At 59.5% G+C, this 11,266-nt stretch carries 11 protein-coding genes; 8 read left to right on the top strand and 3 right to left on the bottom strand.

The features are described 5' to 3' along the window. Positions 1-94 precede the first annotated feature (94 nt). Positions 95-1,117 (bottom strand): protease SohB, encoded by a 1,023-nt coding sequence (gene sohB / locus MMG91_RS05940; RefSeq protein WP_305502198.1) that lies wholly within the window; start codon positions 1,115-1,117, stop codon positions 95-97. 190 nt (positions 1,118-1,307) lie between these two features. Between sohB and MMG91_RS05935 the strand changes: the two genes are divergently transcribed. The 7 genes from MMG91_RS05935 (at position 1,308) to MMG91_RS05905 (ending at position 9,843) form a co-directional block, all read left to right on the top strand. Then, on the top strand, positions 1,308-2,018 hold the full coding sequence (locus tag MMG91_RS05935) for a histidine phosphatase family protein (RefSeq protein ID WP_310659039.1): 711 nt from the start codon (positions 1,308-1,310) through the stop codon (positions 2,016-2,018). 64 nt (positions 2,019-2,082) lie between these two features. Next, complete coding sequence (locus tag MMG91_RS05930) at positions 2,083-2,397, top strand: SCP2 sterol-binding domain-containing protein (RefSeq protein ID WP_310659038.1); 315 nt, start codon at positions 2,083-2,085, stop codon at positions 2,395-2,397. A 304-nt stretch (positions 2,398-2,701) separates the two neighbouring features. Next, positions 2,702-4,549, top strand: coding sequence for an amidohydrolase (locus tag MMG91_RS05925; RefSeq protein WP_310659083.1), 1,848 nt, complete (start codon positions 2,702-2,704; stop codon positions 4,547-4,549). A 293-nt stretch (positions 4,550-4,842) separates the two neighbouring features. After that, on the top strand, positions 4,843-6,561 hold the full coding sequence (locus MMG91_RS05920; protein WP_310659037.1) for a hydrogenase maturation protein: 1,719 nt from the start codon (positions 4,843-4,845) through the stop codon (positions 6,559-6,561). A gap of 83 nt (positions 6,562-6,644) precedes the next feature. Then, positions 6,645-7,508 (top strand): LysR family transcriptional regulator, encoded by an 864-nt coding sequence (locus tag MMG91_RS05915; RefSeq protein WP_007898206.1) that lies wholly within the window; start codon positions 6,645-6,647, stop codon positions 7,506-7,508. A gap of 110 nt (positions 7,509-7,618) precedes the next feature. After that, a complete protein-coding gene (locus tag MMG91_RS05910; RefSeq protein WP_310659036.1) occupies positions 7,619-8,761 on the top strand; it encodes an SRPBCC family protein in 1,143 nt (380 codons plus the stop codon). Then, complete coding sequence (locus MMG91_RS05905; RefSeq protein WP_310659035.1) at positions 8,758-9,843, top strand: SMP-30/gluconolactonase/LRE family protein; 1,086 nt, start codon at positions 8,758-8,760, stop codon at positions 9,841-9,843. The genes MMG91_RS05910 and MMG91_RS05905 overlap by 4 nt, the downstream gene beginning before the upstream one ends. A 27-nt stretch (positions 9,844-9,870) precedes the next feature. Here the strand turns inward: MMG91_RS05905 and MMG91_RS05900 are convergent, their stop codons facing one another. Both MMG91_RS05900 and MMG91_RS05895 read right to left on the bottom strand, forming a co-directional pair. Beyond that, complete coding sequence (locus MMG91_RS05900; RefSeq protein WP_310659034.1) at positions 9,871-10,131, bottom strand: hypothetical protein; 261 nt, start codon at positions 10,129-10,131, stop codon at positions 9,871-9,873. Between the two features lie 108 nt (positions 10,132-10,239). Then, positions 10,240-10,482 carry a DUF465 domain-containing protein gene (locus MMG91_RS05895; RefSeq protein WP_305445832.1) on the bottom strand — a complete coding sequence of 81 codons (243 nt, stop codon included), beginning with the start codon at positions 10,480-10,482 and terminating at the stop codon, positions 10,240-10,242. Between the two features lie 218 nt (positions 10,483-10,700). Between MMG91_RS05895 and MMG91_RS05890 the strand changes: the two genes are divergently transcribed. Further along, entirely contained in the window at positions 10,701-11,222 is a 522-nt protein-coding gene (locus MMG91_RS05890; protein ID WP_310659033.1) for a DUF4142 domain-containing protein, read from the top strand. The last annotated feature ends 44 nt before the right edge of the window (positions 11,223-11,266 follow it).

The raw sequence follows: 11,266 nt of genomic DNA, 5'->3' as shown, positions 1-11,266 counted from the left end.
AGAGTCCGCAGGAAAGTGACAGTCTGAAACGCCGGACGAAAAAAAACCGCGGAAATCCGCGGTTTGATTTTTTCCGGAGACGCCCGCCAGAGGCTTACCAGAAGCGTTGCTGGGTCAACCGGCTCCACCAGCTCAGCAATACGCGATCGATCGAACCGCTGGCCGCGATGCCGATGCGCTCCTGCAGGCTTTTGCGTTCGGCGTAATGCAAGTGATAGAGCTCGGACTGCTTGGCCCGTTCGGCAAGGTATTCATCGCTGGTCTTGAGTTCATCCACCAGTTGCTTGTCCAAGGCCGAGACGCCCAGCCAGATTTCACCCGTGGCCACTTCATCGATGGCCAGTTGCGGGCGATAGCGGGAAACGAAGTTCTTGAACAGCTGATGGGTGATGTCCAGGTCTTCCTGGAATTTCTCCCGGCCTTTCTCGGTGTTTTCACCGAATACCGTCAGGGTGCGCTTGTACTCACCGGCCGTCAGTACTTCGAAGTCGATGTCGTGTTTTTTCAACAGGCGATTGACGTTGGGCAACTGCGCCACCACGCCGATCGAGCCGAGGATCGCGAACGGCGCACTGATAATCTTCTCGCCGATGCACGCCATCATGTAGCCGCCGCTGGCCGCGACCTTGTCGATGCACACGGTCAACGGCACGCCGGCGTCACGAATCCGCGCCAGTTGCGAAGACGCCAGGCCATAGCTGTGGACCATGCCACCGCCGCTTTCGAGGCGCAGCACCACTTCATCCTTTGGCGTGGCGAGGGTCAACAGAGCAGTGATTTCATGGCGCAGGCTCTCAGTGGCCGAGGCCTTGATGTCACCATCGAAATCCAGCACGAACACCCGTGGTTTGGCCTCGGGTTTCTTCTTTTGCTTTTTCTCGGTTTTAGCCTGGGACTTGCGCAGTGCCTTGAGCTGATCCTTGTCGAGCAAGGTTTGCTCCAGGCGTTCGCGCAGCCCTTTGTAGAAATCATTGAGTTTGTTGACTTGCAACTGCCCGGCCGACTTGCGCCGCCCTTTGCTGCGCAACGCCGCAAAACTGGCCAGGACCACCAGAATGGCGATCACCAGAGTCACGGTCTTGGCCAGGAAAATGGCGTACTCGAACAAAAGCTCCACAGGGACTCCTTCAATCAATGCGCGGGGTTAACACGCGCGGGATACCTCCAGCATACCCATCCGCCAGCCTGACGACCACTGGCAACAGGCCTGTAACGGGCATTTCAAACAAGCGTATGTTTTTTCATTGACAGCTCACCGCCATCCTCATAACCTCGCCAAACCTTCAACGTACCGGGATGACGCGGACGTGGGCAGCATCTACTTGATTCGACATGGCCAGGCCTCCTTTGGTGCAGACGACTATGACGTCCTGTCGCCGACCGGTATTCGCCAGGCAGAACTCCTCGGCCAGCACCTGGCCGAACTCGGTGTCAGCTTCGATCGCTGCCTGTCGGGCGACCTGCGCCGCCAGCAACACACCGCCAACAGTGCGCTGGAACAATTCGCCGCCGTCGGTATGCCGGTGCCGCTGCTGGAAATCGATTCCGCCTTCAACGAATTCGACGCCGACGCGGTGATCCGCGCCCTGCTGCCGGCCATGTTGGAGGACGAGCCCCAAGCGCTGGATATCCTGCGCAACGCCGCACAAAACCGTACTGAATTCCAACGCATCTTTGCCTTGATCATCGAGCGCTGGCTCGCCGGCACCTACGACACACCGGGCCTGGAGAGCTGGCTGGGTTTCGTCGAACGCGTGCAGGCCGGTCTGCATCGATTGCTCGAACAAGCCGACAACACCCAGAAAATCGCCGTGTTCACCTCCGGCGGTACCATCACTGCCCTGCTCCACCTCATTACGCAAATGCCCGCAAAGCAGGCCTTTGAACTGAACTGGCAAATCGTCAACACCTCGCTCAATCTGCTGAAGTTTCGCGGTCGCGAGGTGGCCCTGGCTTCCTTCAACAGTCATGCACATCTGCAACTGCTGAAGGCCCCGGAACTCATCACGTTTCGCTGAGTCCGGATTATTGTGACCCTGGCTGTAATCACCCAGCTCTTATTACCCAAGAAAGGATCGAACCATGACCTCCGTAGCTGATGCCGTACAAGCAATGAAAGCCAAGTTCAACCCAGCCGCTGCTGCCGGTCTGGACCTGGTCTTCGGTTTCCGCATCGACGACACCAAGAACTTCTCGCTGATCGTCAAAGACGGCACCTGCGAACTGCAAGAAGGCGAGAACCCGGACGCCCAGGTCACTCTGGTAATGGACGGTGAAACCCTGCAAGGCATCGTCGACGGTTCGACCGACGGCATGCAAGCGTTCATGGGTGGCAAACTGCGCGCCGAAGGCGACATGATGCTGGCCATGAAACTGTCCGAGCTGTTCCCGGCCTAAGCACGCCGCTCCCGTCTTTCGGGAGCACGTCTGGCTGCATACGAATCCCGCCCCTTGTGGCGGGATTCGTCGTTTTCGCCCTCGGAAAACGGCTATCTATGGATTTGCCGACTATATTCCTTCTGGCCGCATGCGTCAGACATCGGCTGTTTGCCCTCACTTCTTTGTGAAGAACTTAGTGGAGAGCAGTGCCATGAGTCCACCTGACGAGCCCAACGACTTCAGCCGTCGCCGTGTATTGCAAGGCCTTTCGGCAGGCGCCGTCGGTGCCTGGGTCAGCCCACTATTCGCAGGGAGTAAAACCATGCCCGATGCTCCGGCCGATCTGATTCTGTACAACGGACGCCTGCACACCGTCGACTGCAAGAAACCCCAGGCCAGTGCTGTCGCGATCAAGGACGGGCGCTTCGTGGTGGTCGGCAGCGATGCCCAGGCCATGGCTCTGCAAGGTCCTGGCACGCAGATCATCGACCTGCATGGCCGCACGGTGATTCCCGGGCTCAATGACTCCCACCTGCACTTGATCCGTGGTGGTCTGAACTACAACCTCGAACTGCGCTGGGAAGGCGTGCCGTCCCTGGCCGATGCCTTGCGCATGCTCAAGGACCAGGCCGATCGCACGCCAACGCCGCAATGGGTGCGAGTGGTCGGTGGCTGGAACGAGTTCCAGTTTGCCGAGAAGCGCCTGCCGACGATTGAAGAACTGAACAAGGCTGCGCCGGACACCCCGGTGTTCGTCCTGCACCTCTACGACCGCGCCCTGCTCAACCGCGCGGCGCTAAAAGTGGTCGGCTATACCCGCGACACGCCAAACCCGCCGGGCGGCGAGATCCAGCGCGATACCAATGGCGACCCCACTGGCATGCTGATCGCCCGCCCCAATGCGATGATCCTCTACTCGACCCTGGCCAAGGGACCGAAGTTGCCTCTGGAGTATCAGGTCAACTCGACCCGCCAATTCATGCGCGAACTCAATCGCCTGGGCGTCACCAGCGCCATCGATGCCGGCGGCGGTTATCAGAATTATCCAGACGATTATCAAGTCATCCAGCAACTGGCCAAAGACCAGCAGCTCACGGTACGCATTGCCTACAACCTGTTCACCCAGAAACCCAAGGAAGAGCTGACCGACTTCAAAAACTGGACCAGCACTTCCCATTACGGTCAGGGCGATGACTTCCTGCGGCACAACGGTGCCGGGGAAATGCTGGTGTTCTCGGCAGCGGATTTCGAAGACTTCCTCGAACCCCGCCCCGACCTGCCGCAAACCATGGAGCAGGAGCTGGAACCGGTGGTGCGGCACCTCGTCGAGCAGCGCTGGCCCTTCCGCCTGCACGCCACCTACAACGAATCCATCAGCCGCATGCTCGACGTGTTCGAGAAGGTCAACCGGGATATTCCGTTCGACGGCTTGCCATGGTTCTTCGATCATGCCGAAACCATCACCCCACGGAACATTGAGCGGGTCAAAGCCTTGGGGGGCGGCATCGCGATACAGGACCGCATGGCGTTCCAGGGCGAGTATTTTGTCGACCGTTACGGCGCGAAGGCGGCCGAAGCGACACCACCGATCGCGCGCATGCTGGCCGAGGGGGTGCCGGTGGGCGCTGGCACCGATGCCACGCGCGTGTCCAGCTACAACCCCTGGACCTCGCTGTACTGGCTGGTCAGCGGCCGCACCGTTGGCGGGCTGGCGTTGTACCCGCAAGGTTTGAGCCGGGATACGGCGCTGGAACTGTTCACCCATGGCAGCGCCTGGTTTTCCTCCGAACAAGGCAAGAAAGGCCAGATCAAGGTCGGGCAACTGGCGGACCTGATTGCACTGTCGGCGGACTACTTTCACATCGAAGACGAAGCGATCAAATGGATCGAGTCGGTGCTGACCATTGTCGACGGCAAGATCGTCTACGGCAGCGTGGAATTTGAAAAACTGGGGCCTCCGCCCATTCCGGTGGTGCCTGAGTGGTCGCCCGTGGTGAATGTACCGGGGCACTGGAAACCATTGGCGCCGCTGACCGCACAAGTACACCAGTGTGTGGGCGCTTGCGCGGTGCATGCCCACAGCCATGAGCGGGCGCGGTTGTCGTCAGCGCCGGTCAGTGACTTTCAAGGGTTCTGGGGGGCGTTTGGCTGTTCGTGTTTCGCGTTTTGATTGGGACTTTTGGGCGCTGAGGAAGGCGCCCCTCTGAATCAAGCGAGTAAACCGCTTTTCGTAGGAGCCAGGCTTGCCGGCGAAGGCGCTCTCAAGGACGCCTTCGCCGGCAAGCCTGGCTCCTACATGTCTGATTTGCCCTTAACTGACGGGCCAATGAAACACCCACTGACACAAGCTTGATCTCGATCAGTCGCTCACTCCCTCGCAATCACTACTATCGCGCTTCCATCGAAGGCCACGGACGGCTCATTGGGAGCCTGCGGCCCATTTTTCTCAAGGAAGAGTCAATCATGCGGTCATTGAAAATCATTCTGCTGGCATCAGCATTCAACGGGCTGACCCAACGGGCCTGGCTGGACTTGCGTCAGGCTGGTCACTCACCCAGCGTGGTGCTGTTCACCGATGCAGACGCGGTGTGCGAGCAAATCGAACACTCTGGCGCAGACCTGGTGATCTGCCCGTTTCTCAAGGACCGGGTACCCCAACAACTATGGAGCAACCACCAGCGTCCCGTGGTGATCATTCATCCGGGCATTGTCGGCGACCGTGGCGCCAGTGCGCTGGACTGGGCCATCACCCGCGAACTCAGCCGCTGGGGTGTGACCGCGTTGCAAGCAGTGGAGGAAATGGATGCCGGGCCGGTCTGGGCCACCTGTGAATTCAACCTGCCCCAAGACCTGCGCAAATCCGAGTTGTACAACGGGCGCGTCAGCGATGCCACGATCTCCTGCATCCGCGAAGTCGTGGAAAAATTCATCGCCGGGTTCGTGCCTGTGCCCTTGGATTACAGCCAACGCCATGTGATTGGCCGCTTGCAGCCGAACATGAAGCAAGCCGACCGATCCTTCAGCTGGCACGATAGCTCGCGCTTCATCAAACGCTGCATCGACGCTGCCGACGGCCAGCCCGGCGTATTGGCGAGCCTGGCCGGCGGTCAGTATTACCTGTACGACGCTCACCTGGATTCGCGCAGCGGCATGCCGGGGGAGATTCTCGCGGTGCACGATGATGCGGTGCTGGTGGCGACCGGCGATACCAGCCTGTGGATCGGCTCGCTGCGACACAAACCCCAGCCCGGTGAAGAAACCTTCAAACGCCCAGCCCGGCATGTGCTCGCCGAACAGCTGGCGCAAGTGCCGCCCCTTGATTGGTCGATCGCCTCCCAGCCGTTCAACAATGAAAATTATCAACCGATCCGCTATCGCGAATCCGGCCACGTCGGCGAGCTGACCTTCGAGTTTTACAATGGCGCGATGAGCACCGAACAGTGCCAGCGATTGGTGGAAGCCCTGCGCTGGGCCAAGTCCCGGGACACCCAAGTGCTGCTGATCAAGGGCGGGCGCGGCAGTTTCTCCAACGGCGTGCACCTCAACGTGATCCAGGCCGCAGCGGTTCCGGGGCTGGAAGCCTGGGCCAATATTCAGGCGATCGACGACGTTTGCCAGGAACTGCTCAGCGCCCGGCAACTGGTGGTCAGCGGCCTGACCGGCAACGCCGGGGCCGGCGGCTTGATGCTGGCACTGGCGGCCGACATCGTCTTCGCCCGGTCCGACATCGTGCTCAACCCCCATTACAAAACCATGGGCCTGTACGGCTCCGAGTACTGGACTTACAGCCTGCCCCGCGCTGTCGGCCAGGCAATGGCGGAAAAACTCACGGAGGATTGTCTGCCGATCAGCACCGCCCAGGCCTTGCAACTGGGCATGGTCCAGGAAATCGGCCCTCGCTGCCCCGACGAGTTTGATCTGTGGTTGTTGCAACGGGCCAATGGTGCGTTGAGTGATCCGGCGTATCAGGCGATACGCGAACGTAAAAACCAGCTCGATACTCAGCTGATGCAACACTGTCGCAATGCCGAGCTGGAAGAAATGCACCAGGACATGGTGCAGAACCGCAAACAGTTTGCCGAGAAGTGCCGTAACTTTGTGTTCAAGCGCAAGGCGTGTGGCACGCCGCAACGGTTGGTGGCGCAGTGGGCGGTGGTGAAGGAAGTTGAATTGGCCGGGTGATCGGTAGCGATCTTTTGACCTGCTTTCTATCCCCAGGCGGCGCCTGCTCTTACAATGCCCGGACCTCCCACATCGGCCTGCCCATGGACATTGACCTCGCCCGCACCTTTCTGGAAATTGTCCGCCACGGCAGTCTGGCCGCAGCGGCTGAAAAACTGCATGTCACCCAGACCGCGATCACCGCCCGTGTGCAGAAGCTCGAAAGTCAGCTCGGCAGCACGCTGTTCGTGCGCAACCGCGCCGGAGCACGCCTGACGCCGAACGGTGAGGCCTTTGTGGTTTACGCCAACCAACTGGTGCAGACCTGGGAAGCGGCGCGCCGTGACTTGCCGCTGCCCGAGGGCTACCGCGATGTGCTGCACATCGGTGGCGAGGTCAGTCTGTGCAACCCGTTGATGCTCAGTTGGGCCGGCGAGCTGCGCGAGAAAATCCCCAGCCATGCCCTGCGCATGGAAATCCGCGACGGCGAAAACCTGCTGCGTCAACTGGAACTGGGAGTGCTGGATGCGGCGCTGGTCTATCAGCCCGAGTACTGGCCACGCCTGCAAGTGGAGCAGGTGCTGGAAGAAAAACTCATCCTGGTCCGCCTGGCCGGGCAGCCCGATCCTTACGTGTATATCGATTGGGGCCCGGACTTCCGTCGTCAGCACGATGCCGCGCTGCCGGAAAAGGCCAAGGCGGCCTTGAGCTTCAACCTCGGACCGCTGGCCTTGCAGTACATCCTGGAAAACGGCGGCAGCGGCTATTTCCGTACCCGCGTGGTCCAGAGCTACCTGGAAAGCGGCGTGCTGGAGCCAGTGCCCAAAGCTCCGGAGTTCAGCTACCCGACCTACCTGGTTTACTCCCGGGACCGCGACTCGGCGACCCTGCAACGAGCCTTCGATTTGCTGCGCGAAGTGATCAAGACGGATGACGACTGGTCCCAGCGCTGGAACCCCTTGACCTGACGCCAGGCGTCTTGCACCGGAGCATGGCGCATGTGGCCTCAAGGTTGGGCCAGCCTCTACGGCGGGATCGACTAATCTGCTGGTTATAACAATAACCCCAGGTGAACGCAGTGAGGCAAACCACCGAAGCATTCCGCGCGCGCTACCGTGCCGCTATTCATCCACTCTATAACCCTTGGCTGCATGGCGCCTTTGTGTTGCTGTTCGGTTTGCTGGCCATCGGCGCGTTCTGGAGCACCGTGCATCAGGTACACCCCCTGGAATGGCTGGCGGTGCCGCTGACTCTGTTGTTCTTCAATTTCGGCGTCTACGTCGTGCATCGACATCTGGGGCACCACAAAAAGCGTCTGGCGCGAATGTTCTACGCCCGTCACGCCGGTGACCATCACAGCTTTTTCACCCCCGGCCACATGACCTACGACAACGCACGCGACTGGCGGGTGATTCTGTTTCCGGCCTGGCTGATTGTGTTGCATACCCTCGTCATCACCGCGCCCGCGTGGTGGCTGCTGGCGCAGCTCAATGGCAACATCGCAGGGCTGTTTGGCGGCTGCATGGTCCTCGGTTACCTGACTTATGAAGTGTTCCATGCCTGCGAACATTTACCGCCCGGCAACCCGCTGACACGTCTGCCGTGGATTCGCCAGATGCGCCGTCTGCACGAACTGCACCATCGCCGTGAGCGGATGCAGGAGCGCAATTTCAATATCGTGTTTCCACTGATGGACTACCTGTTCGGCACCCTGTACTGGGAGCCGGAACAAGCGCCTCCACACCTGACGAGAACGCCCACCCGCCTGCAGCACGTGGTCGACATCGCTGGAAATCCGCTCGCCGTGCTCGCCTACGCCAGCACGGCGACACGTTGGCCGGAGTGGCATCCGTCCTCCCTCAAGGTCGATGGCCAGAGCGGCCCGTTGTATGCCGGGACGCGGTTCGAGGAAGACATTCGGGCCGGTGGGCGTGAGGGACACTTGAGTTGGGAGGTCGACGAATACTTGCCTGGTCGCCGCTGGAGCGCTCGGGCTCGGGGCGATCATGGACTGTCACTGGTGGTGACTTACGAGTGCGAGGCTTTTGGGGACGGCACGCGATTTGTCCGCACCCTGGAATATTGCTTCAGCGGTGTGGTGATGCGCATCGCCAATCGACTGTTGCTCAAGCGGCGCATCGAGCGTGAATCGGCGCAATCAATGCTGGCGTTACGCGAGATGGCGCAAAAACATCTGGCCTCGACAGGAGTCACCGCGTGAAAGCCCTCAAGTTTCGGCATTTATTGTTGCTGTTGATCATTGTGATTGGCGGCTTCCTGTTGTTATTACCCACCAAAGTCCAACCAATCGCCTGGACCCCGTCACCGGCGCCCTCCCTCATCGATGGCATCTACACAGACAATCAGCGCCTCAAAGGCGTGGAACGTGTCGGCGCCGCTGACATCGACGGCCCGGAGGCGTTGCTACTGGAGGAAGACCTTCTCATCACCGGCCTGCATGACGGCCGCTTGATCAGCACCAGCCTCGATGGCAAGACCACCAAGGTGCTGGCCGATACCGGTGGCAGGCCATTGGGTCTGGCGCGCCATCCCAATGGTTTGCTGGTGATCGCCGATGGGGTCAAGGGTTTGCTCTCGCTCGATGCTCAAGGCCGTGTGATTGCATTGAGCACCGCGGCCAATAACGTGCCCTTCGGCTTTACCGATGACGTGGTCATCGACAAACCCGGGCATTACGCCTATTTCAGCGATGCTTCCAGCCGTTGGGGTTACGGCAAGGATGGCGAGGCGATCATCGAGCACGGCGGCGACGGTCGATTGCTGCGTTATGACTTCCAGACCGGCACGACGACGGTCTTGCTGGATAAGCTGGAGTTCGCCAACGGCGTGACCCTGGGGCCTGACGATGCGTTTGTGCTGGTCAACGAAACCGGCGCCTATCGCATCAGCCGCTATTGGCTGACCGGGCCGAAAGCCGGAACCCATGATCTGTTCATCGATAATTTGCCGGGGCTGCCGGACAACCTGGCATTCAATGGCCGCGACCGTTTCTGGGTGGCGCTGTATGCCCCGCGCAATGCATTGCTCGACGCCACAGCGCCCTACCCTCTGGTACGCAAAATGATCGTGCGCGCGCTGACGGTCTTGCCCAAACCGGTGGAAAGCCGCGCCTTCGCCCTCGGCCTGGACCTCGACGGTAAAGTGATTGCCAATCTGCAGGACGCCAGCAGCGGCAATTATTCGCCCATCACCACCGTGCGCGAGTATGGGGACTGGTTGTATCTGGGGTCGCTGAAAGCGCGGCACATGGCGCGGTTGCCGTTGAGTACGGCATTGAAATAGGCGTGGCAGCGATCTTTTGATCGTGAGTCAACGCGGATCGATCTCACCATCGCGTTCCGAATTGTCTGTCTCTTCGCGCACTCGTTCCGGGTCGATGTCGGTGACGTCATCCTGCTCCAGAGGCGTTATGTCCTCATTGTCCGGCAATTCATCGATGCCCGGTTCATCCTCGGGGTTGACGGTGGTGCGTCCTGGGCTCAGGGGTTCGGGATGAGTCGGGATCGGATCGTAGCCGCCCTGTTCTTCGCTGGGGTATTTTTCTTTATGGGGAAAGGCTGGATGGGGCATGGGGCACCTCGCACGAGCCGCAAAGTCGGCTCTGATCGTTCGAGGTGCCGGTATTTATCCCCGTTCCAATTTTTCAGTCACCGGTCGTCGGTGATTCTGCATAGCGTCTCAAGAGGGCGTCTGAAGTCGATCAACGATTTTGTTCTTGACCTGTACGCGCTTCTCCTTGAGCTTCTTCAGTGCCTCATCGCTGGGCGCATCCGATTGTGCGGACTCGGCCTTCAACACCTCGGCATCCACCTGGGAGTACTTGTTGAGCAGTGAATCCAGTAACGTATCCTTGGTGCGTTTTTGCTGGATCTCTTCCTTTGAAAGTTTCAGATCCTGATACAGATCATGAGTCACCGGCATGGAACACCTCCGTTTGTTAATCGGTAGCAAACGCGATTGATTGCGCTCACCAGCTATCAGAATGGCCTTGCTCACCCTGTTCTGTCGACCGTCTATCAGACCAGCGGTGTCCGTTCGTCGCCCTGTCGCAAATGAGATAAAACCTTTGTATTCGCGCTCGCCTCCATTGATTAACGATCACCTGGATCGCCCATAAAAACCTGTGTGGAGAATGACCGATGGACGGATTCAATCTGCGTCACCTCGCCCTGGCCGTAGCCTTGAGCACCAGCATGGGCACGGCTTTTGCCGCCGCCTCCAATGACTTCGTCGATGACGCAGTGGAGGGTGGTATCGCGGAAGTCGAGACCAGCAAACTGGCTCTGGAAAAAAGCTCATCGGCCGACGTCAAAGAGTTCGCCAAGATGATGGTCACCGATCATTCCAAAGCCAATGATGAACTGGCGGCACTGGCGAAAAAGCATGACATCGAGGTGCCGGACACGACGACGATGGTCAAACAGGCCAAGGAAAAAATTCTCGATCTGCGCGATGAATCCTTCGATGCGGCCTATGCCAACAATCAGGTAAAGGCTCACGAAGAAGCCATTGAACGGTTCAAAAAAGAAGCCAACACGGTGACGGACGACAAAGAGAAAGGCGCCACCGACCTGAAGGCGTTCGCGCAAAAAATGTTGCCTGCGCTGGAAAAACACCTGGAGCAGGCAAAAAAACTCCAGGCGGCTCATCCCGATAAATAACCCTCGCGGAAACAAGGTTTACCCAGTGATCGCTCATCACGGGT

Source organism: Pseudomonas sp. JL3, assembly GCF_031570575.1.
In the GTDB taxonomy this organism is placed as follows: domain Bacteria; phylum Pseudomonadota; class Gammaproteobacteria; order Pseudomonadales; family Pseudomonadaceae; genus Aquipseudomonas; species Aquipseudomonas cucumis.
The sequence above is the reverse complement of the archived record's forward strand: the minus strand, read 5'-3'. Positions and strand labels throughout refer to the sequence as shown.